Raw genomic sequence first — 26,062 nt, 5'->3', positions numbered from 1 at the left:
ATCGCCCTGTTCCAGTCCAAGGAGGCCGGCATCTCGTGCGCCCAGTGCCTCGATATCGAGCTTTTCCTGTGCCATGACTGGCTTTCGGCCCAGCATCTCATAGGTCTCGTACAAACTGAAGACCGACACGTCAATATCTTCGATGGTTGGGAACAGCAGGCAGGGAATCAGCGCCGTCTCAATCGATACGGGGCTACCGTTTATGCAGTTCAGGCGTCGAACGGAATAGAGCAGGTCGTCCTCGGCGATGCCAAACAGGTCGGCGTAATATGGCCCCGCATAACGCTTGGAACGCGCGAGAATACGGACGGACGGCTCGCCGCCCGAAGCACGGACCGATTCACGGAAACCGACCGTGCGTTCAAAAAAAGCAGGTACTTTCTGCGCCACAAAGGCACCTTTTCCCCGAACACGGCGAATCTGCCCGCGTCGAACCAGCTCATCGACAGCGCTTCGGATGGTCAAGCGTGTCGTACCAAATTCCTCGGCGAGGTCTTTTTCGGACGGAATCATGGAACCCGTGGGATATGCACCGCGCTCGATACGTTCCTCGATGCAGCGTCGAATGCGCATATAAACCGGGGTGGCATCTACTGTTTCAGCCATTGTTCACCTGCCACGCTCCTCATGCCGTTCTCTTCGCCGTTATCGGCAAAGCGGAACTTTGTGGGCAAAATCACCGATTTGCAATGCTCCACAAAACGCATGTCCTTATCAAATTCGATCGAGCTCTCATAGAACACCGGCGTTCCCTCTTCTTGCTGGAGCAGCTCGGCCTCTTCGAAGTTCAAACGCGAGATGGAGATATGCTCACGTCCATGCTCAACGCGCACGCCACCTTCTTTGAGCAAGACATCGTAAAGGCTCTCACACTCAAAATCGTGCTCGGGAAGCGATGGGCACAGGGACAGGTTAACGTGAGCGGTCTCGATTGACGCCGGCTCGCCCTCAATAAGTCGAACGCGCTGCATGCGGAGCAAGGGAGCGCCTACAGCCACCCCAAGCTTGTCGGCAAGCGCCTCATCCGCCTCGATGGTCCCGGTGGAAACCAGACGAGAAGAGGGGTGCAGGCCGGCAGTCCGCACAGCATCGGAAAAGTTATACGTTTCCTGGAAGATGTTCAGCGGCTTGGGAGGACACACATACGTGCCCGATCCGCGACGGCTCTCGAGCGTTCCACACGAGATAAGCCGCGTGATACCGGCACGCAACGCCGTACGCGAAACGCCAATCTCTTCGCACAGCACGCGCTCGGCCGGCAGGCGATCGCCGCCGGCAAGCTGATGGTGCTGGATATACCAAAGAATTCCCTCAACAGCATGATCTTTGGGGGGAATTGCATAAGATTCGCCTGCCATTGCACAGACTCCTCATTCAGAAACGTATGCCGCCAAAATTAGGCCAGCCCTCCCATGGCATCAAATTCTGCCTTGATCTTCTCGGCGACATTCCGATACGACTTATATAGACTTGAATCGCGTTTGACTTCGTCGGTCATAACGGGAATCTCTAATTTGGAAACCTCGTCTTTTCCCGTCTGAACCGCCACAACAACGCCCATACCAAGACACATATTACGCTTGGCAGCATTTATTTTTGCTGCCTTGGCAGGATTTGCCAGGATACGCTGGGCAAATTCCTGTTTAGAGACCGCTTCTTCGGCCTCCGGATCGCCCGCCTCGGCCACTTCGCACTGCAACACGTCCGCATAGTCAAAAATCTTCGGCTCGCCGCCGCGCTGATGTACGGCCCATTTGCGATGCGTGGCATCCTGGTAGATAGCCGGCAAAAACGTAAACCGCGGCGGGTCCAAAATCGTATCCGTGATGGTAAACACATCGGGATCAAAGGCATCCTGCGGGTTTTTCTTCTTGAACAGCCCCATATCAGCCTCCCGTACTAGCATTAAACAACTCAACCTGAATATAGCACCAATTTCAAGCCGCCGCCTTACCCTATCGGTGCGCGGCGTCTATAGCTCGCCCAGCGGAAGAGTTCACGGACGAGGGCCGGGGTGCCTGCCTTGTTTTGAGAAGTGGGCTCCGCGAACTTCTCAAAACAAGGCAGGCACCCCGGCCCCGCCGGCAAATAGCGGACACTCCGCATGCAATCTATGCAAACAAACAAGTACGCTTAGCTACATTCGGTAAGATCGAGCACGCTGCCCTTCACGATAAGCGCCGGCTCCAGAACGACTTCTTCGGCACGTCTACCGCCCCTACCGGCAAGGCGCTTGGACATGCAGCCAAAAGCATGCTCCGCGAGGATACCAGGATCCTGCTCAATCGCGGTCAGCGCCGGCTCAAAGAGAACGTCGGCGGCCGAGTTGTCGTAACTCACCACCGAAATGTCGCCCGGAATGCTCTTCCCCATCTCGTGTAAGCGCTTGAGCAGACCAAGGGCAATGTTGTCCGAGCTTGCAAATACGGCGGTGGCGTCGGTCGCGAGCACCGCCTCCGAGGCCTCGTAGGCACTCGGAATGTAGTACTCGCTCTCAAACTCCAAACGCGCGTCGATAGGCAAGCCAACCTCGCGCAGCGCGCGCTCATAGCCGGCAAGTCGCTTACGCCCCGTATTGGAACGGCGCGCGTTAACCAAGCAGGCAATGCGACGGTGGCCCTGCTCGATCAGATAGCGAGTGGCCATGTAGCCACCCATCTCGTGGTCGAACATCACCTTGTCGCACTCGAGCCCCTCAATGGCACGGTCGACCATTACGGCCGGGATGGGCAGGTGGCTGACTTCTTCGCGCAGGGCGCGGTCGTCGGAGAACTCGTCGCCCACGACCAGGAAGACGCCATCAACGCCGCGCGTCACCAGCTGGCGCAGCAGCTCCAGATCGTCATCGGCGCTTCCACCCGAGCTGGTAATGAAGAGTGCATAGCCATCCTCGCGGCAGCGCTTTTCCAGGCTACCGGCGAGCGAGGCAAAAAAGCGGCTCTCGATGTTAGGGACGATAAGGCCCAGCGTGCGCGACTCGCGCATGACCAAACTACGCGCAATCTGGTTAGGAACATAGTGGTTGCGCGCCGCGACCTCCTTGATGAGTTTGCGGTTTTCTTCCGAGATGCGACAGGGCCGATTATTGAGCACAAGCGAGACCGACGAGGGGGAAAGCCCCACCTCCTGGGCGATCTGCTTGAGGGTGACTTTGTTGGCCATCTCGCTCCTTCCGGGTTTACGCGCAATCTCTTGAAAGTATAGCGACTACCCCTCTACCTCGGTGATAAACACTTTACCAATCCGGTAGACGGCTGTTTTATCGCCGTCAGCGCACCAAATCCGTCCGGGTGGGGTATATTGCAATCGATTGATGACGACGACCACCAAAAGGCGGATATTCATATGCACGAGAACGACTTTTTTAACGAGGACCTGCTGTGCGCGCTCGCTGGCGTTGCCGGCGAGGACAACGTGTTGATGAGCGAGCCCATGCGCGAGCACACCACGTTTAAGATCGGCGGCCCGGCCGACGTCTTTGTCACGCCCGATACCGAGCAGGGCCTCGTCGCCACGCTCGATACCTGCTATCGCTGCGACCTGCCGCTTACCATCGTGGGCAACGGCTCCGACCTGCTTGTCGGCGACAAGGGCATCCGCGGCGTCGTCGTGGCGCTGGGCGAAGGCCTCTCCGACATTACGGTCGACGGCACGCACGTCACGGCGGCAGCCGGCGCCTTGCTTTCCGATGTCGCCGCGGCGGCAGCCGAGGCCGGCCTCACCGGCATGGAGCCCATCTCGGGCATCCCCGGATCGGTCGGCGGCGCCTGCTACATGAACGCCGGTGCCTACGGTGCCTGCATGGCCGATGTGCTAGAGTCCGTGCGCGTCTACAAACCCGCTCGCCAGCTCGACGACGGCACCCGCGGCAGCGGCAACATCATCGAATTCGATGCCGACGAACTCAACCTGGGCTATCGCAAGAGCCGCATCGCCGACGACGGCTTTATCGTGCTTTCGGCCACTTTCAATCTCGCCCCGGGCAACGCCGCGATGATCAAGGCCGACATGGACGACTACCGCCAGCGCCGCGAGGACAAGCAGCCGCTCGACATGCCGAGTGCCGGCTCCACCTTCAAGCGCCCCGAGGGCCACTTTGCCGGCAAGCTCATCATGGATGCCGGACTGCGCGGACACGCCGTTGGCGGCGCGCAGGTGAGCGAGAAGCACTGCGGCTTCATCGTCAACGCCGACCACGCCACCGCCGCCGACGTCGACGAACTCATCCGCGACATCCAAGCCAAAGTCAAAGAGCAGTTCGACGTAGACCTAGAACCCGAAGTCCACCGAGTAGGCGAATTTTTATAAAAAGAAGGCCCCGAAAGGGGCCTTCACTTTCTTTAATTCAGACAACCAGTCCGGTGTGCCGCGCCCCGAACCCAAGAGGGCCGCGTGCCCGCCCGCAATATATTTGATTGATCGCGAGTTCCGCACGCAAAGAAGGCCACTTAATGTGGCCTTCGTCTTGCGCAGGACTGCCCGAGCAGGCAATCAAATATATTGCGGGCGGGCACGCGGCCCCGTCGGCTTTACGACAGCGCCACGCCGCCGAGCCAGCCCCAACGCACGCCAGAGCCAGTGCCATAGAAGCTAATAAACGAATCAAGCGACTTAGACGTAATGGCACCCTCGTTGCTCATAACGATGCCGCCGCCAACGTAGATACCCACATGACCGTAGATAAGGCCCGGAGCACCCGTGCCGCTGTGCGAGGAATCGGCCACGATCATGCCCACCTGCAGCGCCGAGCGGTCGGAGCTATAGCACCATGCGTTAAACATGTCGCACGCATTGCCGCCAAAGTAGCCAACGCCGGCGTTACGGAAGACATTGGTGACCCACGCCGCGCACCAGTTCTGACCCGGCGAAGGCGTGGAGTAGCACGCGTTGACGACAGCCTGCTGCTTGCCCGAGCCGGCATTCTGCTGCGGAGTTCCGGGCGCGTACGATCCACCACCCGAGCTCGAACCACCCGAGTAGGAATTGTTCTTGTTCGCGGCAGCCGCGGCAGCGGCAGCCTTCCTAGCGGCCTCCTCAGCCTGGGCGGCAGCGAGGATCTCGGAATCGCGCTGAGCCATGAGCTCCTTGACGTCGTCGGAAAGACCGTTCAGCACGGTCTGGACTTCTTGCTGCTTGGCCTGCATGTCCTGCATCTGGGCAGTCTGCTGGTCCTTGAGCTTCTCTAAGTCGGCCTTCTGCGACTCGAGCTCGGTCTTTTGCGCATCGAGCTCTTCCTGGATGGTCTGAATGTCCTCGATGGCGTCGCGGTCGCTCTTGTTGATCTTCTCAACGTAATGCGCGTTGGCGACGAGTTCCTCAAACGAGCCAGAGGCCAGCAGCAGCGACAGGATGTTCGTGCCGCCGGACTTGTAGCTGGCGGCCACGCGATCGGAAAGGTCGTTGCGCTTCTTCTTGAGCTCGGCCTTCTTTTCATCGATCTGGGCCTGCGTGTCGTCAATCTTGCCCTGGACATTCTCGATGTCGTTGAGGGTCTGGGCATTCTTGTTGGCCAGCGCCGCATACTCATTTGCGATGCTGTCGAGCTGGGCCTGAACCTCGTCGAGCTGGGCCTGGGCGGCATTCAGTTTATCGGTGGTTTCTTTGGAAGCCTCCGCCGCATGGGCGCGAGCGGGCAGGCCAAAAAGAACTGCCGCAGAAGCGGCGCCGAACAGGGCCTTGAGGGCAGTGCGGCGCGAGAGCTCCTGGGAAAGGATAGAATCGCTGTTTGGTGACATATGTACTCCGTTACATGCTTATTTATATGTCGCTCAACTCATACATATTAGCGTACATATGGCGCGTCCCAACGATTTCCACGAACGGCAGGAAACTACAAGGTCAGCGGCTCGTAAGCAAATGTCAAAGATCAGGTTATGCGTACGCAAGCTCTTCTATGAGTACGTTAGCACAATCCTCTGCTTTTCCTACAGCGCACGATTTGGGCGTCCCTGCCTGCGCTATACTCCCCTGAAGAAGTGTTCCTGATTCGATAGGAGACTACATGTCCAAAGCACTCGACCCCAAAGACACCTGCGTCCTCGTTACCGGTGGCGCCGGCTTTATCGGCTCGCACACCGTCGTTCAGCTGCTCGAGGGTGGCTACCAGGTCGTCATCGTCGATGATCTCTCCAACTCCAGCGCCGTCGCCGTCGACCGCGTCAAGACCATCGTGGGCGACGAGGCCGCCAAGAACCTCACCTTCTACGAGGCCAACGTGCTCGACCGCGATGCAATGAACAAGATCTTCGATACCCATCAGATCGACCGCGTCATCCACTTCGCCGGTTTTAAGGCCGTCGGCGAGTCGGTGAGCAAGCCCGTCGAGTACTACCACAACAACATCGAGAACACCCTGGTGCTCATCGACGTCATGCGCAGCCATGGCTGCAAGTCCATCATCTTCTCGAGCTCCTCGACCGTCTACGGCGACCCGAACAACCCGCCCGTCACCGAGGAGGATCCTAAGAAGCCCGCGACCAACCCCTATGGTTGGACCAAGTGGATGATCGAGCAGATCCTTATGGACGTCCACACCGCCGACCCCGAGTGGGACGTCGTGCTGCTCCGTTACTTCAACCCCATTGGCGCTCATCCGTCGGGCCTGATCGGCGAGGACCCCAAGGGCATCCCCAACAACTTGGTGCCCTATGTCGCCCAGGTCGCCGTGGGCAAGCTCGAGGCCGTTCAGGTCTTTGGCAACGACTACCCCACCCCCGACGGCACCGGCGTGCGCGACTACATCCACGTGTGCGATCTGGCCTCTGGTCACGTTGCCGCCCTTAACTGGATGAACGGCAAGACCGGCGTCGAGATCTTTAACTTGGGCACCGGCACCGGCACCTCGGTACTCGAGGTCGTCGCCGCCTTCTCCAAGGCTTGTGGCAAGGAGCTGCCCTACGTGATCCGCGAGCGCCGCGCCGGCGACATCGCTGCCAACTGGTGCGATGCCTCCAAGGCCGAGCGCATGATGGGCTGGAAGGCCCAATACGACATCGCGGACATGTGCCGCGATAGCTGGAACTGGCAGAGCCACAACCCCAACGGCTTCGCCGACGCCGAGTAGCAAAAACCTACATACCGCTCTTGCCCCGATCTCACGTTGTGAGGTCGGGGCTTTTTCATGGCATGTAACCATTCGCCGAAAATCGACCAACTTTTTTATCTTGCCTGTACATGTTTAAACAACATGTTTTACAATAAGCGTATCGAATCAGAACATCGGAGGCGGACTGCACACCCATCGGCAGGCCGACCCCACAACAAGAAGGTTGGTGAGCGCATTCATGGAGCGTGCAAGCGGCGTCCTCATGCCCGTCTCATCTCTGCCCGGACCATACGGAATCGGTGGCTTTGGTTGGAATGCCTACGACTTCGTCGATTTTCTCGCCTCGTGCAAACAACATTACTGGCAGATTCTGCCCCTTACGACGACCAGCTATGGCGATTCGCCCTATCAGTCGTTCTCGGCCCGCGCAGGCAACCCCAACTTTATCGACTTTGCCGAGCTTATCGAGGCAGGGTATCTGGAGCAGCGCGATATCGATGGCGTGTATCTGGGATCCGACCCCAGCAATGTCGACTACGGTGCTATCTTTGGCGGCCGCCGTCAGATTCTCGACCGAGCCGCTGAGCGCTTTGCTGCCGACAAGCCGGCCGATTTCGATGACTTTATCCAGGCCAACGAGGACTGGCTCATCCCCTACTGTGAGTTTATGACCGTCAAAGAGGAGTGCGGTCTCAAGGCGTTTTGGGAGTGGCCCGCGGAGCTCCGTACCCGCGGCGAGGCTTCCGCCAAGGTCTGCGCCGACCATCCGGCGCGTATGCTCTACCACCAGATGACGCAGTACTTCTTCGATCGCCAGTGGAACCGCCTCAAGGCCTATGCCAACGAGCGCGACATTCTCATCATCGGCGACCTGCCCATCTATGTCTCGCGTGACTCCGTCGAGATGTGGGCGACGCCTGAGCTCTTTAAGATCGACGCCGCCGGCAATCCCGTGAGCGTCGCCGGCACGCCGCCCGACCAGTTCTCGGCCACCGGCCAGTACTGGGGCAACCCCATCTACGACTGGGACGCTATGGAGTCCGATGGCTTCTCCTGGTGGGAGGGCCGCATTCGCGCCGCCCTCGACATGTACGACGTCATCCGCCTGGATCACTTCCGCGGCTTCGAGGCCTATTGGGAGGTGCCGTTCTCCTCGCCCGATTCGTCCTACGGTTCGTGGACGCAGGGCCCCGGCCTCAAGTTCTTCAAGACGCTCGAGGAAAAGCTCGGCACGCTGCCCATCATCGCCGAGGACCTGGGCTTCCTCACCCCCGGCGTCATCGACATGCGCGACAACTCGGGCTTCCCCGGCATGAAGATCCTGCAGTTTGCCTTTGAGGGCACCAACTCGTACTACCTGCCGCATAACTACATCGCCAACACCGTCGCCTATGTGGGCACCCACGACAACGAGACGGCGCGCGGTTGGTTTGAGGGAACGGCCACCCCCCGTCAGCGCGAGCAGGCAGCCCTGTACACCCATCAGCAGGCCGGCGAACCCATGGCAGATGCACTCAACCGCACCATCGCCGCCAGCGTGAGCGACACGTGCATCTACACCATGCAGGACCTGCTTAACCTGGGCAATGAGGCGCGCATCAACACCCCTGCCACCCTAGGCGGCAACTGGACCTGGCGTATGCTCGATGGCGCCATCACCCGCGAGCTCGAGCACAAGCTTACCGACTGGACTGAGACCTACTTCCGCATCCCGTCGGAAGCCGAAATCGAGCTTCCCCAATAGGAGCCACCGCGTCCGACCCCACCCCACCGTGCGGACGCGACCGCTTTTCCCGCGCGAGGCCACCCCAATCCCCTCGCGCGGGATTCTTATGAATTGCAGACATGTAATCAACCCATTACAGGAGGAAACATGCCCCGTATCGATCTCGCAGAACTCGCCGAGCAGTCTTTTGGCATCTCGCTCGAGCAGCTCGATGACCGTCGCATTTACAAACTGCTCGTTAAGCTCGTGCAGGAGCGCTCAGCCGCCTGCCCGCTCAACAATGGCAAGAAAAAGCTCTATTACATCTCCGCCGAATTCTTGATCGGCAAGCTGCTCATCAACAACATGATCGACCTCGGCATCTATGACGAGGTTAAGGACCAGCTCACCGCCGCGGGCCACGACCTCAATAAGATTGAGGAGTTTGAGGTCGAGCCGTCGCTCGGTAACGGCGGTCTGGGCCGCCTGGCCGCGTGCTTCCTGGATTCCATCGCCACGCTGGGCCTGACCGGCGACGGCGTGGGCCTCAACTACCACTACGGCCTGTTCCGTCAGCGCTTTGTCGACAATCAGCAGAAGGCCGTCCCCGACGAGTGGCTCGGCGAGCAGGATATCCTGATCGATGACGACCACTCCTACACTGTTGAGTTCGGCGACTTTGCCGTTACCTCCAAGCTCGTCAACATCGACGTGCCCGGCTACGGCCAGCCCGCCAAGAATCGTTTGCGCCTGTTCGACCTGGCAAGCGTCGACAACGGCCTGGTACCCGGCAGCTCCATCGACTTCGACAAGACCGAGATCGCCAAGAACCTCACCCTGTTCCTCTACCCCGACGATTCTGACGAGCAGGGCCGTCTGCTTCGCATCTACCAGGAATACTTCATGGTGAGCAACGCCGCCCAGCTCCTGATCGACGAGGCCATCGAGCGCGGCAGCAACCTGCACGATCTGGCCGACTACGCCGTGGTCCAGATTAACGACACGCACCCCACCATGGTCATCCCCGAGCTCATTCGCTTGCTCACCACCGAGCACGACATCGAGTTTGACGAGGCCGTGACCATCGTACGCTCCATGGTCGCCTACACTAACCACACGATTCTTGCCGAGGCGCTCGAGAAGTGGCCGCTCACCAGCCTGCAGAAGGTCTCCCCTGCCATCGCCGATATTATCGTCAAGCTCGATAAGGTCGCAAAGGCCGAGCACGACGACCCGCGCGTCGCCATCATCGACGAATACGACACCGTCCACATGGCCCACATGGACATCCACTTTGGCTTCTCCATCAACGGCGTCGCCGCACTCCACACCAAGATCCTGGAGGACACCGAGCTTCATCCGTTCTACGAGATCTACCCCGAGAAGTTCTCCAATAAGACCAACGGCATCACCTTCCGCCGCTGGATCCAGGGAGCCAACCCCGCGCTTGCCAGCCTGCTCGACGATGTAATCGGTACCGATTGGCGCAGCACCGGCAACCTGAGCAAGCTCGCCGACTTCGCCGACGATAAGAGCATTCTTGAGCGCTTGGCCGCCACCAAGGCCAAAGCCAAAACCATCATGCGCGAGTTTATGGCGCTCGAACAGGGCGTGACGATCCCCTCCAACGCCATCATCGATGTTCAGGTCAAGCGTATCCACGAGTACAAGCGCCAGCAGATGCTCGCGCTCTACATCATCTGGAAGTACCTCGACATCAAGAACGGTAACAGACCTAAGCACCCCGTCACCATCATCTTTGGCGGCAAGGCAGCGCCTGCCTATACCATCGCTCAGGACATCATCCACCTCATCCTGACGCTTTCCCAGTGGATCGCCAACGACCCCGACGTGGCTCCCTACCTGCAGGTCGTCATGATCGAGAACTACAACGTCACCGCCGCCGAGCGCGTGATTCCCGCTGCCGACATCTCCGAGCAGATCAGCCTGGCCTCCAAGGAGGCGAGCGGCACCTCTAACATGAAGTTCATGCTCAACGGCGCCCTGACCCTGTGCACACTCGACGGCGCCAACGTGGAGATTGCCGAGCTCGTGGGCGACGAGAACATCTATACCTTTGGTGCCTCGTCCAAACAAGTCGAGCAGCTCTACGCCGACGGCACCTACAACGCCGGTGCGCTCTACTGCAAGCCCGGCATTAAACTGCTGGTGGACTTCATCACCAACCCGGCCTTTATGGCGACCGGCAACGCCGAGCGCCTGCAGCGCCTGCACGACGACATTAAGGGCAAGGACTGGTTTATGGCCCTGCTCGACATTGAGGAGTACATCCAGACCAAGGAGCGCGTGCTAGCCGACTACGAGGACCAGGGCGCTTGGATGCGCAAGGCGCTGATCAACATCGCCAACGCCGGCACCTTCTCGTCCGACCGCACGATCTCCCAGTACAACGACGAGATCTGGCACCTGAGCTAATTCGCTTCCCTTACCCATCCTCTTGAAAACGGAGTCGCGGCAACGCGGCTCCGTTTTTTGTGCCCATACGCCGGCCCATGGCCTGCCTCGACCATAAAATCTCGGTCTGTAACATCTAGCCGTCAAAATTGAGTCTACCTGTTACAGATCGAGACAAACGAAATTGTCCCGATGAACTATCTCAATCTGTAACAGATAACCGCCGGAATCGGGTCTACCTGTTACAGAATGAGACAGACGGGCAAGGCGGCTAAAACAATCTCAATCTGTAACAGGTAACTGCCGAAATCAGTCCTTCGTGTTACAGATCGAGATGAAAGGACAGGCAGCTCGACGCTGTCTAAATCTGTAACATCTAGGCCCAATTTGGCCCTCCTCCTGTTACAGATCAAGACAAACTGACAGATAGACAGCCCGGCACAAAGAAAGGCTCCCCTCTCGCCCAGTGGACGGGAAGGGAGCCTTATATGTGACCGCGGCAAAAGGATGGCAATACCGCAGTCGCCCAAAGGGAGGGCCTGGATGCACCGGGCCTAGATAAGGTTCTTGCCAGAGACCTTATCGAAGAGGTGGGTCGCGTTCTTCTCGAACTTGAACCAGATGGTGTCGCCAGCCTTGAGCGCGCCCTTGGCCTCGAGGTCGACGACGGGGATAATCAGGACAAACTGGCCGTCGGGAGCGGTCACGTGGACATGCTCGGTCGAGCCCATGAGCTCGGTCACCTCGACGGTACCCTGGAGCGCGCCCTCCTCGCCCTTGTCGGCAAGCAGGATCTGCTCGGGACGCACGCCGGCCGTAATCTCCTTCACGTCGCCGCCGTCCCAGTTGAGGGCAAGCTGAGCGCAAGTCTCGGGGGCGAGCGCCACGTTCATATCCTCGGTCTTGACGGTAAAGCCGTTGCCCGAGCGCACCAGCTGGGCATCGAAGAAGTTCATCTGCGGCACGCCGATGAAGCCGGCGACGAAGATGTTCGCGGGATGGTTGAAGACCTCCTGCGGCGTGGCGATCTGCTGGACGACGCCGTCCTTCATGACCACGATACGGTCACCGAGGGTCATAGCCTCGGTCTGGTCGTGAGTAACATAAATGAACGTGCCCTTGATCTCGTGGCGCAGCTTAATGAGCTCGGCACGCATCTGGTTACGAAGCTTGGCGTCCAGGTTGGACAGCGGCTCGTCCATCAGGAAGACCTTGGGGTCACGCACGATGGCGCGGCCGATAGCGACACGCTGGCGCTGGCCGCCGGAGAGCGCCTTGGGCTTACGGTCGAGGTACTCGGTAATGCCCAGAATCTCGGCAGCAGAGCGAACCTTGCGGTCGATCTCGTCCTTGGGAACCTTCTTGAGCTCGAGCGTAAATGCCATGTTCTCGTACACCGTCATATTGGGGTACAGAGCGTAGCTCTGGAACACCATGGCGATGTCGCGGTCCTTGGGCGCCACGTCGTTGACACGCTTGCCGTCGATGAGCACATCGCCCGAGGTAATGTCCTCCAGGCCGGCGACCATGCGCATCGTCGTGGACTTACCGCAGCCAGAGGGGCCAACGAGGACGACGAACTCCTGGTCGTGAACGGTGAGGTTGAAGTCCTCTACAGCGAGCACACCGTCCTCGGTAACCTTGAGGTTGTGCTTCTTCTCCTCGGTCTTCTTCTTTTTGCCAAAGAAGCCCTTCTTTTTTGACTCGTTGTTGGGATACACCTTCTGAACATGTTTGAGAACGATCTCGGCCATGTCTCTACCTTTCGATATGCGGCGCCGCGCTGAGGGGCGCCGCAGAAACTTGCAAAACAGTTACGGCATCAGCCCTTGACGGCACCTGCCACCACGCCGTCGATGATGTACTTCTGACAGAGGATGTACATGATAACGATGGGGATAACGACCATCATGATGCAGGCCATCATGGGGCCGAGCTCGACGTGGCCGTAGCCGCCGCGGAAGTACTGGATCAAGATAGGAATGGTCTTGTACTTGGTGGAGTCGAGCGTAAGGTAGGGCAGCAGATAGTCGTTCCAGACCCACATGGTCTCGAGGATGCCGACCGAAAGATAGGTGGGCTTCATGATGGGAAGGACGATCTTAAAGAACACCTGGACCGGGTTGCAGCCATCAATCATGGCCGCCTCCTCGATCTCGAGCGGGATGTTCTTTACAAAGCCGGCGAACATAAAGACCGCCAGGCCCGCGCCAAAGCCGAGGTAGATAAAGCAGATGTTGAACGGCGTGTTGAAGCCGATGCGGTCCGCCAAATTGGACAGCGTGAACATGAGCATCTGGAACGGCACGACCATCGAGAACACGAACAGGTAATAGAAGAAGTTCGAGATCTTGTTGTTGACACGAACCACGTACCAAGCGCACATGGAGCAGCACACCAAGATCAGCACGACCGACGTGACCGTGATGATGAGCGAGTACATAAATGCCGAGGCAAAGCCCTGCTCGTTAAGGGCGTGCATGTAGTTTGCGAGGCCGTTGAACGTCTCGGGCGTGAGCAGATCGAATGCCGTGGTGGTGCTGATTGCGGTCGCTTTCTTAAAAGAATTAAGCGCAATCATGAACACGGGGTAGATCCACGCGAGCGACAGGATCGTAAAGAAAATCGAGAGCGCGCGGTTGATAACCTTATCGCGTTTCATTACTGCTGCACCTCCTTGGACCTCGTGGCCTTAAGCTGGATCATGGAGATGGCCACGACCAGGATGCAGAAGATAACCGCCTTGGCCTGACCAATGCCCTGCCATGCGATACCGGCACGCGAATAGAACGTGTTGTAGATGTTCAGGGCGAGCATCTCGGTGGAGTGCGCGGGGGCGCCGCCGGTAAGGGCGAGGTTCTGGTCGAACAGCTTAAAGCCGTTGGTGATGGACAGGAACAGGCAGATGGTGATGGTCGGCATCAGGTTAGGGATCTTAACCTTCCAAAACGTCTGCCATGCCGTAGCGCCGTCGACCTTGGCGGCCTCGATGTAGTCGGACGGAATGGACTGCAGACCAGCGATGTAGATGATCATCATGTAGCCGACCTGCTGCCACAGGGTCAGGATGATAAGGCCCCAGAAGCCAGCAGCAGAGTTAAGAGCGATGAGCTGGGCGCCCACGTTGGAGAGCAGGCAGTTGATCAGAATCTGCCAAATGTAGCCCAGCACGATGCCGCCGATCAGGTTAGGCATAAAGAAGATCGTACGGAAGATGTTGGTGCCTTTGAGCGCCTTGCGGGTGAGCGCCTGCGCAATGGCCAGGGCGATCACGTTGATGAGCACCGTCGACAGGAAGGCAAACGCCACGGTAAAGAAGAACGACGTGGCAAACTGCGGATCGGACAGTGCGCGCACGTAGTTCTCGATACCGACAAAGTGCGTGTTGTTGATGGTAATAAACTGGCAGAACGAGAGATAGAAACCCTGGATAAAGGGGATCACGAACCCGATCATAAACGCCAGACACGTGGGCAGCATAAAGAGCGGCCACCAGCGCTTGAGTGCTTTGCCCATAGAAGGGTCCTTTCAATATGCAGGGGGCGGGCAAACCAACGTCTGCCCGCCCCCTGTCGCTAATCAGATAGCTTGGGCAGCAACTGCTTACTCGGAAGCAGCCTTCTCGGTCTTCCAGCCATCGACGAAGGCGTTCTTGACGCCGTCCCACTTGCTGTTGTCGGCAGCATAGGCAATCAGAGCCTGCTTGAGGTTCTTCTTCCACTCCTCAGAGGGGATGTAGACGAAGTCCCAAGCGACGGTCTTCTTGCCGTCCTTGGCCATGGCAACGGCCTGCTGCGAGAAGACGTTGGTGGTCTCCTTAGCGCTCTTGAACGGGGCAGTCAGACCCATCTTGTCAGCGATGATGCTGGTGGCGGTGTCAGAAGTAACGCACCAATACATGAAGTCCTCGGTTGCCTTCTGGGCATCCTCGGAAGCCTGGGAGCTGACGCACCAGTAGTTCTCGCCGCCGGAGCACAGGCCCTGGTTCTCCTCGCCGTCGACACCAATGTAGATGGGCATCATGCCAATCTGATCGTCGGTCATGCCGGCCTTGGTGAGGTCAGCGTAGGCCCAAGAACCGTTCTGATAGAAGACGGCCTTGCCGGTTGCGAACTCGTTGGTGGCGTCGTCGCCGGTCTTGGAGGCAAGCTGCGAAGGATCGCAGGTGGAGTCGGTGATGTACAGGTCGAAAATCTGCTTGAAGTTGTCGAGATACTCGCCCTTGATCTCGTCGTCCTCCTGGTTGTGCTCCTTCTCGAACTCGTAGTAGAGCGGGAGGTTGGCGAGGTGGGTGGTGTAGCGCCAGCTGGAGGAGTCATCCATGCCAGCAGAAGTGAAGGCACCCTCAATGCCAAGCTCGTCCTTGCGGGCCTGGATGTCGTCGGCACAAGCCTTCAGCTTGTCGAAGGAGTTGATGTCCTCGGCCTTGTAGCCAGCCTTCTCGAGCAGCTGCTTGTTGTAGATGATGCCGTAGCTCTCCTGGACCCAGTCGATACCCAGATCCTTGCCATCGGACTGCAGAGCCAGGGAGTCGTCAATGAGCTCACCGCGGAGCTTGGTATCGGACAGGTCGGCGCAGTAATCCTTCCAGTTCTTAAGGCCGGTGGGGCCGTTGACCTGGAACAGGGTCGGAGCGGAGCTCTTGGACATCTCGGACTTGAGCTTCTCCTCGTAGGTGTTGGAGGCAGCGGTCACGATCTTGACCTCGACGCCCTTCTCCTTCTTATAGGCCTTGGCGATCTCCTTCCACTCCTTGTCGACCTCGGGCTTGAATTGGAGGAAGTAGACCTCGGCAGCGTCACCAGAAGCAGAGGAGCCGGAGCCGGCAGAACCACCGCAGCCCACGAGACCCAGACCAAGAACCGCAGCCGCGGAACCAGCAAAGCCCAGGAACTGCCTTCTGCTCATTTCGTTCTTCATTACAATCCACCCTTTCACACCGTGGCGGCACCCTTTGCCGCCGCCTTCGGAGATTGGCTCGGGGACTTTGCCCCTTTTGCTGATTTGAACGATACGCTATTTGGCTAATTGTTTGAACAAGTATTACTAGAGCGGTAGAAAAACTTCAGTGAACGGTAATTTCAACTTGATACTTGACAAGTTTTGTATAAACAATTATTAGTTATCGAATGCAGAGAAAACGCCCGGTCAAGCCGATGTACCGTCGGTTTGACCGGGCGTTTTCTCTTTGAGGCCATGAGTCTCGTCAGGCTGCGAGCTAGCCGGCTATCGCTTGGAATTGACGCGGTAATGGAAGATCTCGGGGTGTGTGCGAGTGTGCGTCACCTCAAACAAGATGCCATCCGAGGTGTACGACTGACTCTCCATGACGGCAACGCAGTTGTATTTGCCGAGGTCAAGATAGCTACAGTCCTCATCGTTGGCGAGCTCGACACTCACCGTACGACGGCTCGCCATCACTTTGACACCGCGCTTGTGCTCCAGATAGCCGTAAATAGAATCTGCCGCGATCTCGGGAGTCAGGCCCTTGGCGATCGACGCCAAAAAATAGCCATGGTCCACTTGGCGCGCGTTGCCGTTGAGGCTTCGGACACGCACTACGCGAATCAACTCCTCGCCCACCTTAAAGCCCAGGTGACGAGAGAGTTGCTCGGTGCAAACCAGATGTTCGAAAGACTTAACGTCCGTCGATGCAACGGCATTGTTGCGCTTTGCAAACTCGCCAAACGACTCAACCTCTTCGAGTGCGCCCAACATGTCGGTTTCGCCCTTAAGCCAAATAACGCGCACGCCCTTGCCGTGTATGGGCTGCACAAACATCCCGTCGGCCAGCATACCCAAGGCGCGACGGACGGTATTGCGAGTGCATCCGAACTCCGCGGTCAGCTCGGCTTCGGTTGGCAGCATCTCCTGAAACGCATAGGTCCCATTAATGATGCGCGAGCGTATTTCTCGGTAGATTCCTTCGTATATCGCTTTTGGCATTGTTTCACCTCTACATTATTCATTTCCGGCTAGGCACGATAGCATTTCTTAAAGTTGTTTAAACCGAATATCGGTAAAGCGACAGGATTTAACCGTTGACGGTTTCTGTCATGCCCAAATCGGTTTCGCTCAAAACTGCCGGTACGACAATCGTCTGGTCCTCTACAATGAATCCATTGTTTAAACGTTTCCCCACGCGCAACGCGCCTCGATATTCGGAAGGCAGAACATGCTGCAAAAAATCCAACGCTTTGGCGGGGCAATGTTCGCGCCCGCCATGCTGTTTTCTATATCAGGCCTCATGGTCGGCGTCTCCGCTCTCGCAACGACTGCGGACATCGTCGGCGATCTCGCCGTATACGGAACCCCTTGGTACGTTTTCTGGGCTATCATCCAGCGCGGCTCGTGGACGGTCTTTAAACGCCTCCCGCTCCTTTTTGCCGTAGCGCTGCCCATCGGTCTTGCCCAAAAACAACCGGCTCGTTGCTGCCTCGAGGCTCTCGTCGCCTATTTTGCCTACTGCTTCTTTTTGAGCGAGATCATTAAGCTGAGCGGAGACAACCTTGGACTTGAGTACCCGTCATCTTTGACCTCCGCCAGCGGTATCACCGTCATCGACGGCATCAAGACGCTCGACACCGGCATTATCGGCCCGCTGGCGGTATCGGCAACCGTCGTCGCCATCCATGACCGCTTCTACGATGCCAAAATTCCCGATTGGCTCGGCACCTTCTCGGGCTCCTCGCTGGTCTACCTCATCAGCTTTTTTGCCGTGTTTGCCCTTGCCGCTATCTCGGCCGCCATCGTGCCCTACGTATACGATGTAACTGATACGCTGCGTCACGCACTTGCAGGCGTCGGTCCCTTTGGCGTGGGCATCTTTGTCTTTTTAGAACGAGCACTCGAGCCCTTTGGCCTGCACCACCTGCTCTACATGCCGATCTACTACGACAACCTGGTCATTAACGACGGCATCTACGCCACGTGGAGCAGTTTGCTCCCCATCCTCTCCCATAGCACGCGCCCCCTTAATGAACTTGCGCCGTGGGCCGGTTTTACCGCCACCGGCTGGGTCAAGCTCTTTGGCCTTCCCGCCATCGCAGCCGCGTTCTACTCCACCGCAAAACCCGAGCGCCGCGCCGGCCTCAGGGTCATCCTTGCTCCCGCCATCATCGCCTCGGTGGTTTGCGGCGTTACCGAGCCACTCGAGTTTCTCTTTATGTTCACCCACCCCGGGCTCTTTTTGCTCTACGCCGTCTTATCGTCTTGCCTTGCCACAACCATGAATCTCTTTGGCATCGTCGGCATCTTCTCGGGCGGCCTCATGGAGATGGCAGCCTTCAACTTTATTCCGCTCATGCGCACGCATGCCGGTGCCTATCTTTTGGCGCTCGGTATCGGCCTTGCCTTTAGCCTCATCTTTTTTGTTAGTTTTCGAGCACTCATCTTGGTCTATGACCTTAAAACACCGGGCCGCGAGGATCATGTTGCCAATCGCGCGGCAATCGATTGTTTAACGGGAAGCGACTTTGCCAAAGAGCAATCCCCCAATGACGAGGTCGATAGTCGATCCGATCAAGATCACGTCCTCGCTGAGCGGGTAATTCAGCTTTTAGGTGGCGTTGGCAATATCGTGGGCGCAACCAACTGCGCCACGCGCCTGCGCGTCGAGGTCGCAGACCCTTCCATCGTTGCAGATAACGCGTCGTTTGTCGCGGTGGGCGCCAAGGGCCTCATCATTACGGGCAAGACCGCCCAGGTGGTCATCGGCATCTCCGTTCCCCGCGTTAAAGAGCATTTTGACCAGATCATGGGCCTCGAGCCGGAATTTGTGCCCACCACCTCGGCCTCCCCTGCCGCCAGCGCAGCCCATAAGCGCGGCGATATCTGCTTCTTCGATATCGACGGAACGCTCGCCTGGCAAGACCCCAGGCTCGCCCAAGACCTTCCCGAAGACGAGCGGGACCTCTCCCCCTATCCCAACGAGGCGGTTTCGCAGGCAATCCGCGAGTTTGTCGCCAACGGCAACATGGCCTTTATCTGCACGGGACGTACCCTCAGCTGCATCCACCCCAAACTTCTTGAGCTGCCCTGGACCGGCATCGTCTGTCTTGCGGGCGGTTACGCCGAGATCAACGGACACGCAATTCGCGATCTGTCGATGACGCCCAGCATGCTGCAGCATCTTGCCCCCTATCTTGAGCAATCGGGCGAGGTCATCCGCTTTGAGGGCCTCAACGGCGTCGTGCGCATGAGTGCCGATGCCCCCGATGCCCCCGGATACGCGCGCACCCTGGGCGACGCAGTCACGCAGCTGCAACATTACAGTGTCTACAAGATCTTGATGTCTACATCGCTCGCCAACCACATCGCTCAAGATAAGGCACTTGAGCCGCTGCTGTGCTTTAACGAGCTCGAACTCGAGGTAACCGAAATCTCGCCCCGCGAATGCACGAAGCGCGGGGGCATCCAGTCTGTACTCGACGCCCTCGACCCCCACCACGGAACCGTATACGGCATTGGCGACGCCAGCAATGACGTCTCGCTGATGAACGCCGTCGATGTCGGTATCGCCATGGGCAATGCGCCGGACTATCTCAAGGATAAGGCCGATTACGTGACCGACACCGTCGATCACGACGGTGTCGTTGCGGCGCTCGAGCATTTTGGGCTGATTTAGGCGCGCTCCATCAAACGCACGCCCGTTGTCCCAAATCGCCAAAACTGCCGCGCCAAACGCCCTAATGTGGCAATATGTTGTCTGCATATTGCATCAACGCAACCTCAGAAAGAATGCGAGAACCCGTGTCCAGTCCGTTTACCAGCTTTTTAGCCCAGCACTTTGACCAGATTAACGACTATCTGGCCACGTTCTTTGACGGACAGGCGACCTCTGCCGATATCGAGCGCTACCTGTATGCGCCGCTCTCGGCTTTTACGGCCAACGCCGGCAAGCGCCACCGCCCGCTTATCTGTATGCTCGCCGCAACCGCAGTGGGCGGTAGCTTTGAGAGCGCCCGCAGCGCCGCGGCAGCCATCGAGCATTTCCAGTCGGGCGCGCTGATCCACGACGACATCGCCGACAACGGACAGCTTCGTCGAGGCAAGCCCTGCATGCACCTTACCGAGGGCACGGGCCTTGCCATCAATTGCGGCGACTTGGCGCTCACCATGGTCACCAAGACGGTTCTCGACGACCCCACGCTGGAGTCCGACGTGAAGCTGCGCGTGCTCCACGAGCTTACCGAGATGATCGTCCGCACCATCGAGGGTCAAGCGCTCGACCTGGGTTGGGTCCGTGACGGGCGCTTTGATATCTCGGTTGATGACTACCTGGACATGGCGACGCACAAGACCGCGTTTTACAGCGGAGCCACGCCGCTTGCCGCCGGAGCCATTATCGGCGGCGGCAGCGATGAGCAAATCGAAGCGCTGCGCGCCTTTGGCCTACACACAGGCCTCGCCTTTCAGATTCAGGACGACCTGCTCAACCTTGTCGGCACTAAGGAAGCCGCCAACAAGGACTTCCGCACCGACATCACCGAGGGCAAGCGCACGCTTGTCGCCGTACACGCCCTCTCTGATGAGCGCCACCACGACGAGGTCGAGGCGATTCTTTCCTCGGGCACCGATGATCCCGCGCAGCTCGCACGCGCCGTGGAGATCTTCCAGGAGACCGGCTCCATCGATTACGCCCACACTTACGCGCTCGACCTGACCGCTAAGGCCAAAGCGGCCATCGAGAACGTTGAGCTTGATCCGCACGCACGCGAGCTGTTCCTCTCCATGGCAGATTTCTTTGTGGAGCGCCTTAACTAACGGGGGTTATAAAACCTGTCAGCAGCGTATTTAGGCACAACTTGCTACACTGTTGAGTGCATGTTTATGCATCCCTTTGCGTTGTCTATCCGACAGACGCTCAAATAGTACGAATGGTACGCCGAAAGGGGTTCGTTCATGGAACCTATTACAACGGGCATGCAAGGAGCAGCCGTCGAAGACGTGCAGTCTCGTCTCCTACAGCTCGGCTACACGATTGATGCCGCCGAAGTCACCGACAAGTACTTTGGAGCCACCACTGAGCAGGCCGTCAGCACCTTCAGGCTCGACAGCGGCCTTGCTGCCGGTCATGCCGTCGATATCCCCTGCTGGAGCGCCCTTGTAGACGCTTCGTATAAGCTGGGCGACCGCACTCTCTATCTGCGCATGCCCAATTTCCATGGCGCCGATGTGCAGGCCCTGCAGCGCGCTCTCAACGTTTTGGGCTTTGCCTGTGGCGAAGACGACGGCTACTTTGGTCCGCATACCGAGGCCGCCCTGCAGCAGTTCCAGGAAAATGTCGGCCTGTTTGCCGACGGCATGGCCTTCCAGGACACCTACGCCTACATCAACCGCCTGCACCATGTGTGGGAGGGCAAGCCCTCGGTCACCGAAGCCGAGTCCCGTATCGGTTTTGCTCGCGCCGCCAACGTGCTCGAGCGCTTCCAGATTGCCGTTATCGGCGAGGACCCCATCGCACGCAGCGTTGCGTCGCGCATGTGGAATATCGCCACGGCAACGACCGACAACAGCGGCATGATGCTCTGCGACTCCGAGGTCCCAACCGACGTTGACCTAGTGCTCGAGATCGCAAGCGATGAGCTGCCCGCAGATGCAGCGCCGCGCGCCACGATCGCCCTCGCCGAGTGCCACAACCTGGCCCAGCGCATCCGCACTGCCAATGTCGCCGCGCAGCAGAAGCCGGCACGCATTCGCATTGAGCTCACGGGCATGACGCGCTACAACGGCACCTTCACGGCCAGCGACGCGCAGACACTCGCCGTACGCCTGCTCGACGGCGTTTGCGATGCCCTCGCAGATTAGGTAAACTAAACGAGTTGTTTTTGGGCAACACCACACATTGGGACGTAGTTCAACGGTAGAACTCCGGTTTTTGGTGCCGGCTGTTGGGGGTTCGAATCCCTCCGTCCCAGCCCCCAGATACTTACGCGAACCCCTGCCGGGACCGTCCGGCGGGGGTTCCTTCTTATCGAACGTGAACTCCGCGGTGAGCGTGCCGGCGGCGCGGTCCACCACCACGCGGCGCACGAACAGCCGCACGGCCTCCAGCGGGTCGGAGCGCCCCATGACGCGCCGCACCCAGAACTCCACCTGCTCGGCGTCGAGCGCCCCCATGCCGGCCCGCGCGTCGGCGATCTCGGCCTCCAGCGCCGCCCGCTCGTCCGCCAGCGCGTTCAGCTTCTCGGCCACGGCGTCCACGGCGCCGGTCTTCGCGGCGAGGTCAACCATGCGCGACTGCTCGCGGGCGTTCTGCTCCAGCCGCCTCTCCATGGCGCGCACGGCGGCGAGGTCGTCGGCCAGCGCCGCCTCCTGCTCGGCCATGACGTCGGCCACGATGCCCTCCACGGCGCCGTCGTCTGCGGCGAGGGCGTCCGCCACCATGCGGGCAACCTCCGCCTCCAGCGCGTCGCGGCGCACCTGGTGGCCGGTCGCCGGGCAGCGGTAGTACGTGTACTTCCTGCCCGACTTCCCGTGGCCGCTGCTGGACTGGTAGCGGTGGCCCTCCGCGTCGAACAGCTTCCCGGACAGCAGGTAGTCCACCGTGGACCTCCTCCTTCTCGTGCGCAGCGCCAGGCGCCGCTGCACGGCGTCGAACTCCTCGCGCGGGATGATCGCGGGCATGCCGCCCTCCACCACCGTGTCGCCGTAGCGGTAGACGCCGGCGTACTTGTCGTTTCGCAGCATCTTGCCCACCATCTGCACCGTGAGCGGGCCGCCGCCCTTCGAGCGCACGGCCGGCAGCACGGCTATGATCTCGGCGAACGAGGCGCCCTGCTGGTACATGGCGAACACCCGGCGCACCGCCGCAGCCTCGCCCTCGTTGACCACGTAGCGCCCGTCCGGCCCGTGGTCGTAGCCGAACACCCGGATGCCGTTGTGGCGGCACTTCATGGCGTTGCCCGCCAGCCCGCGCCGCACGTTCTCGGAGAGGTTCGCGCTGTAGTACTCCGCCAGCCCCTCCAGCATCGACTCCAGCAGGATGCCGTCCGGGCCGTCCCCGGTGCGCTCCGTGGCGCTCACGAGCCGCACGCCGGCCTGCTTCAGGCGGCGGCGGTACACGGCCGCGTCGTAGCGGTTGCGCGCGAAGCGGTCGAGCTTGTACACGTACACGGCCGAGAACAGCCCCCTCTGGGCGTCGGCCACCATGCGCATGAACCCGGCGCGGCGGTCCGTGGTCGTGCCGGTCGTGGCGCGGTCCTCGTAGACGTGCCCCACGGCGTCCCCGGCCGCCTCGATGGCCGCGCGGCACACCCTCACCTGGTCCTCGATGGACTCCTCGCGCTGGCCCGCCGAGCTGTAGCGGGCGTAGATCGCCGCCGTGGCCATGGCCGGGCGCCTCCCCTCACATATCAATCGAATACTGCGGAACTACTCCCCGCCGGCGTTGGCCGGGTCGCGCGCCAGCGACGTGGCCACGCTGTGCAGCACGTGCCGGCCGTTCTCGTTCATCGCCTCGTAGGCGCCCTCGATGGCCTCCAGGCGCTTGTCTATCACGCGGTACTGCGGCTTCTCGGCCTTCGGCGTCTCGTACATATCGTTCAGCGTGCCGGGCACCACGAAGTCCTCGCCGAACAGGTCCTCGACCGTCACGCCGAAGAACCGGGCGAGCCTCGGAATATCGCCGCGGTCGCGCGGCATCGTCTTCAGCTGCTCCCAGTTTCTATAGGTGTTCAGGGGAACACCCAGCTGTTTTGCTGCAGCCTCCTGTGACAGCCCCGACTTCTTCCTGATCGCTTTTAGCTCGAAGAGCATCCAAGTCACCTCCAATAGGCAATCGCTTACCTGTTACTGATTATAAAAACAAAATTACCTATTGACTACCAACCTATTACTGGTTATCTTCTAATCGTCAACGACAGGTAAATAGTCACCTGTCACTAACCCCTTATGAGAGGAGAAGCAATGGACGCAAAGTACAGCCCGAGCTACGAGGCCATGACGCCGGAGATGATCACCTTCGCGCCGGGCGAGAACGGGTGCATGGAGGAGACGCACGGCTCCATCGCCTCGCGCATCAACGCGAAGTGGGGTTTCGACATGTTCGCCATGAAGCTCATGGAGTCCGACATGTGCCAGCCCTTCGAGATGGGCGGCAAGACGTACTACGCCTGCGCCGGCATCCGCTTCACCGTTCGCGGCGTCGGCTGGGCCACGGACTTCGAGACCATCGTGCGCGCACCCGAGTGGGACGACGACAAGGAGAAGGAGGAGTAGATGAACGGGAAGCTGATGAAGGAGCGCCGCGAGGAGCTGGGCATGACCCAGATGCAGCTGGCGGTGGCCGTGGGCGCGTCGAGCGTGACGCAGGTGAGCAACTGGGAGCGCGGCCGCACTCTGGCCAGCGTGCCCAAGCTGAGGAAGCTGGCCGAGGTCCTGGGCGTGACCATGGAGCAGCTGCTGGAAGAGGAGGAGTAATGGCGGAGGTGATCGTATATGGGCGCCACAGCCGCGGAGCGTCGGGCGGCGCTGACTGCCGCAAGGTCCGCGTTCGCCCTGCCGGAGGTCCGGCGGGAGTACGAGAGGTGGAGGGCCGAGCGCGCGGAAGCCGCCAAGCACAGCGCGCCCAGTCCCCTGAAGAGGCCCGCGTGAGCGGGTACCCGCAAGTATCGCACAGGCGCGCCGAGTTCTGGCGCACGGTGCGCACGGCGCTCGCCGTGGCCCTGCTCGTGGCGCTCGCCGTTGGGCAGGCATGGCAGCTCGGCTACACGCAGGGCACGGCGGCCGGCTACGGCGAGGGCCGCGCGGACGGCACGGACCGGGCGTACGAGCGCGGCCACTCCGCCGCCGTCTCCGACTACCAGGGAGGTGTGGCGGAATGGGCGGAGGAGTAGAGGCCGCCGAGGCAATCGTGGCCATCGACCCCGGGTCGCTCCACACGGGCGTGGTCCACATGACGCGGCGCCGCGTGCTCGACTCGCGCACGTTCGCCTTCAAGCAGGGCTGCGGCGCGGACAACGACCTGCTGGACGCGCGCTGCGAGGAGATCTGGACGCTGCTGCGGAGGTTCCTGGAGACCCACGAGCACGGGCCGGTCGTGATGGAGGGCTTCGTCCCCTACCACGGGCGCTTCTCCGGCACAAAGGGCTCGCACCAGACGCCGTGGCTGTGCGGCCAGCTGCTGGGCCACCTGCACGAGGCCGGCGAGGAGGTCGTGCTGCAGACCAGCAGGCAGGTGCTCAACCCCAAGACGCGCGGCAACGCCGCGTGGGCCGTCGACTGGCTGATGAACCGCCGGCAGTTCCACCTGGGGCAGGGGCTCGTGACCAACGAGCACGAGCGCAGCGCCTTCGCGCACGGCTGGTACTACCTGCACACCGGCGAGGGCGCGCCGAATGAGGAGGGGTGAGCGGTGCCGCCCCTGGACCGCCTCCGAGGAGCGCAGGCTGGCCGAGATCGCCGGCACCATGCCGAGGCGCGAGGTGGCCAGGGCGCTGAGGAGGTCCAACGAGGCCGTGCGCCAGAAGGCGTCCCGCATGGGCGTGAGCCTGCGCCACTGGGAGCCGAGGTGCTCCGAGACGTGCCCGGCGTGCGGGATGGCCCGCACGGAGCTGAGGGCGAGCGGCACCTGCCGCCCGTGCGAGCTGAGGGCGCTGGTGGCCCGCGCGGAGTCCGAGACGGCCGAGGCCATGGAGCGCCTGGGGCCGGCCGACCGCGCCGTGTACGCGTCCACCGAGACGAGGCTGCAGAGCGCACCGGACCCGAGGCCCGCGCCGCCCCGCACCGAGGGCATGACGCCCTACCGCGCCGCGAGGGCGCGCGACGCCTACCGCGAGGCGCTGGAGCGGTGGGAGGTGAGGACGCTCACCAGGCTGCTGAAGGCGAGGCGCCGACGCCTCGAACGCATGATTAAAAAAATCTCAAATCAATGACACAAACGCATTTTCCCAGCT

The 26,062-nt window shown here is 60.1% G+C and carries 23 protein-coding genes, 1 tRNA gene and 1 pseudogene; 13 read left to right on the top strand and 12 right to left on the bottom strand.

Going from position 1 to position 26,062, the window contains the following annotated elements; genetic code table 11:
- The 4 genes from PGW49_RS00310 to PGW49_RS00295 form a co-directional block, all read right to left on the bottom strand.
- Positions 1 to 606, bottom strand: a 606-nt coding sequence (locus PGW49_RS00310) for a GntR family transcriptional regulator (RefSeq protein WP_270224930.1), incomplete at its 3' end; no start/stop codon positions are given.
- Positions 591 to 1,358: a GntR family transcriptional regulator gene (locus tag PGW49_RS00305; protein ID WP_138113437.1), complete on the bottom strand. Its 768-nt coding sequence runs from the start codon at positions 1,356 to 1,358 to the stop codon at positions 591 to 593. The genes PGW49_RS00310 and PGW49_RS00305, both read right to left, overlap by 16 nt.
- A 38-nt stretch (positions 1,359 to 1,396) precedes the next feature.
- Positions 1,397 to 1,885, bottom strand: coding sequence for a hypothetical protein (locus PGW49_RS00300; protein ID WP_138113439.1), 489 nt, complete (start codon positions 1,883 to 1,885; stop codon positions 1,397 to 1,399).
- A 248-nt stretch (positions 1,886 to 2,133) separates the two neighbouring features.
- The gene (locus PGW49_RS00295; protein WP_055310491.1) at positions 2,134 to 3,162 is read right to left on the bottom strand and encodes a LacI family DNA-binding transcriptional regulator; all 1,029 of its coding nucleotides are present in this window, start codon (positions 3,160 to 3,162) and stop codon (positions 2,134 to 2,136) included.
- 183 nt (positions 3,163 to 3,345) lie between these two features.
- Between PGW49_RS00295 and murB the strand changes: the two genes are divergently transcribed.
- A complete protein-coding gene (murB, locus tag PGW49_RS00290) occupies positions 3,346 to 4,308 on the top strand; it encodes a UDP-N-acetylmuramate dehydrogenase (RefSeq protein WP_138113441.1) in 963 nt (320 codons plus the stop codon).
- Between the two features lie 221 nt (positions 4,309 to 4,529).
- Here the strand turns inward: murB and PGW49_RS00285 are convergent, their stop codons facing one another.
- A complete protein-coding gene (locus tag PGW49_RS00285) occupies positions 4,530 to 5,735 on the bottom strand; it encodes a coiled-coil domain-containing protein (RefSeq protein WP_138113443.1) in 1,206 nt (401 codons plus the stop codon).
- A 266-nt stretch (positions 5,736 to 6,001) separates the two neighbouring features.
- Between PGW49_RS00285 and galE the strand changes: the two genes are divergently transcribed.
- The 3 genes from galE to glgP all read left to right on the top strand — a co-directional run bounded on the left by galE (position 6,002) and on the right by glgP (position 11,186).
- Positions 6,002 to 7,063 (top strand): UDP-glucose 4-epimerase GalE, encoded by a 1,062-nt coding sequence (gene galE / locus PGW49_RS00280; protein ID WP_138113445.1) that lies wholly within the window; start codon positions 6,002 to 6,004, stop codon positions 7,061 to 7,063.
- Between the two features lie 208 nt (positions 7,064 to 7,271).
- Entirely contained in the window at positions 7,272 to 8,789 is a 1,518-nt protein-coding gene (gene malQ, locus PGW49_RS00275) for a 4-alpha-glucanotransferase (protein ID WP_254668660.1), read from the top strand.
- Between the two features lie 129 nt (positions 8,790 to 8,918).
- The gene (gene glgP, locus PGW49_RS00270; RefSeq protein ID WP_270224921.1) at positions 8,919 to 11,186 is read left to right on the top strand and encodes a glycogen/starch/alpha-glucan family phosphorylase; all 2,268 of its coding nucleotides are present in this window, start codon (positions 8,919 to 8,921) and stop codon (positions 11,184 to 11,186) included.
- Between the two features lie 533 nt (positions 11,187 to 11,719).
- Here glgP and PGW49_RS00265 read toward each other — a convergent pair.
- The 5 genes from PGW49_RS00265 to PGW49_RS00245 all read right to left on the bottom strand — a co-directional run bounded on the left by PGW49_RS00265 (position 11,720) and on the right by PGW49_RS00245 (position 17,111).
- The gene (locus PGW49_RS00265) at positions 11,720 to 12,919 is read right to left on the bottom strand and encodes an ABC transporter ATP-binding protein (protein ID WP_035137764.1); all 1,200 of its coding nucleotides are present in this window, start codon (positions 12,917 to 12,919) and stop codon (positions 11,720 to 11,722) included.
- Positions 12,920 to 12,987: 68 nt separating this feature from the next.
- Positions 12,988 to 13,827: a carbohydrate ABC transporter permease gene (locus PGW49_RS00260; RefSeq protein ID WP_022095055.1), complete on the bottom strand. Its 840-nt coding sequence runs from the start codon at positions 13,825 to 13,827 to the stop codon at positions 12,988 to 12,990.
- Complete coding sequence (locus PGW49_RS00255) at positions 13,827 to 14,681, bottom strand: carbohydrate ABC transporter permease (protein WP_055285610.1); 855 nt, start codon at positions 14,679 to 14,681, stop codon at positions 13,827 to 13,829. Before PGW49_RS00255 ends, PGW49_RS00260 begins: the two co-directional genes overlap by 1 nt.
- 87 nt (positions 14,682 to 14,768) lie before the next feature.
- The gene (locus PGW49_RS00250; RefSeq protein ID WP_195544790.1) at positions 14,769 to 16,085 is read right to left on the bottom strand and encodes an ABC transporter substrate-binding protein; all 1,317 of its coding nucleotides are present in this window, start codon (positions 16,083 to 16,085) and stop codon (positions 14,769 to 14,771) included.
- A 306-nt stretch (positions 16,086 to 16,391) separates the two neighbouring features.
- On the bottom strand, positions 16,392 to 17,111 hold the full coding sequence (locus PGW49_RS00245; protein WP_035137765.1) for a GntR family transcriptional regulator: 720 nt from the start codon (positions 17,109 to 17,111) through the stop codon (positions 16,392 to 16,394).
- Positions 17,112 to 17,340: 229 nt separating this feature from the next.
- Between PGW49_RS00245 and PGW49_RS00240 the strand changes: the two genes are divergently transcribed.
- From PGW49_RS00240 to PGW49_RS00225, 4 genes are all read left to right on the top strand, one after another.
- Positions 17,341 to 19,791, top strand: a complete 2,451-nt coding sequence (locus PGW49_RS00240; RefSeq protein ID WP_055285614.1) for a PTS transporter subunit EIIC — start codon at positions 17,341 to 17,343, stop codon at positions 19,789 to 19,791.
- A 125-nt stretch (positions 19,792 to 19,916) separates the two neighbouring features.
- Positions 19,917 to 20,930 (top strand): polyprenyl synthetase family protein, encoded by a 1,014-nt coding sequence (locus tag PGW49_RS00235; protein ID WP_260699342.1) that lies wholly within the window; start codon positions 19,917 to 19,919, stop codon positions 20,928 to 20,930.
- A 138-nt stretch (positions 20,931 to 21,068) separates the two neighbouring features.
- Entirely contained in the window at positions 21,069 to 21,974 is a 906-nt protein-coding gene (locus PGW49_RS00230; protein ID WP_022094145.1) for a peptidoglycan-binding domain-containing protein, read from the top strand.
- Positions 21,975 to 22,012: 38 nt separating this feature from the next.
- Positions 22,013 to 22,084: transfer RNA gene (locus tag PGW49_RS00225), tRNA-Gln, on the top strand.
- A gap of 667 nt (positions 22,085 to 22,751) precedes the next feature.
- Here PGW49_RS00225 and PGW49_RS10435 read toward each other — a convergent pair.
- Positions 22,752 to 23,498 (bottom strand): annotated as a pseudogene (locus PGW49_RS10435) (recombinase family protein); the annotation flags it as partial.
- Between the two features lie 42 nt (positions 23,499 to 23,540).
- Positions 23,541 to 23,924 (bottom strand): helix-turn-helix transcriptional regulator, encoded by a 384-nt coding sequence (locus tag PGW49_RS00220; protein ID WP_270224911.1) that lies wholly within the window; start codon positions 23,922 to 23,924, stop codon positions 23,541 to 23,543.
- Positions 23,925 to 24,074: 150 nt separating this feature from the next.
- Between PGW49_RS00220 and PGW49_RS00215 the strand changes: the two genes are divergently transcribed.
- The 5 genes from PGW49_RS00215 to PGW49_RS00195 all read left to right on the top strand — a co-directional run bounded on the left by PGW49_RS00215 (position 24,075) and on the right by PGW49_RS00195 (position 26,041).
- Entirely contained in the window at positions 24,075 to 24,386 is a 312-nt protein-coding gene (locus PGW49_RS00215; RefSeq protein ID WP_270224910.1) for a hypothetical protein, read from the top strand.
- Positions 24,387 to 24,587 (top strand): helix-turn-helix domain-containing protein, encoded by a 201-nt coding sequence (locus PGW49_RS00210; protein ID WP_270224908.1) that lies wholly within the window; start codon positions 24,387 to 24,389, stop codon positions 24,585 to 24,587.
- Between the two features lie 170 nt (positions 24,588 to 24,757).
- Positions 24,758 to 25,003: a hypothetical protein gene (locus tag PGW49_RS00205; protein WP_270224907.1), complete on the top strand. Its 246-nt coding sequence runs from the start codon at positions 24,758 to 24,760 to the stop codon at positions 25,001 to 25,003.
- Positions 24,988 to 25,518: a hypothetical protein gene (locus PGW49_RS00200; protein ID WP_270224906.1), complete on the top strand. Its 531-nt coding sequence runs from the start codon at positions 24,988 to 24,990 to the stop codon at positions 25,516 to 25,518. Before PGW49_RS00205 ends, PGW49_RS00200 begins: the two co-directional genes overlap by 16 nt.
- A gap of 73 nt (positions 25,519 to 25,591) precedes the next feature.
- Positions 25,592 to 26,041, top strand: coding sequence for a hypothetical protein (locus tag PGW49_RS00195; protein WP_270224905.1), 450 nt, complete (start codon positions 25,592 to 25,594; stop codon positions 26,039 to 26,041).
- The last annotated feature ends 21 nt before the right edge of the window (positions 26,042 to 26,062 follow it).

The sequence above is a fragment of the Collinsella aerofaciens genome (genome assembly GCF_027679495.1).
Classification (GTDB): domain Bacteria; phylum Actinomycetota; class Coriobacteriia; order Coriobacteriales; family Coriobacteriaceae; genus Collinsella; species Collinsella aerofaciens_AK.
This window is presented reverse-complemented; position numbering and strand designations above follow the sequence as displayed.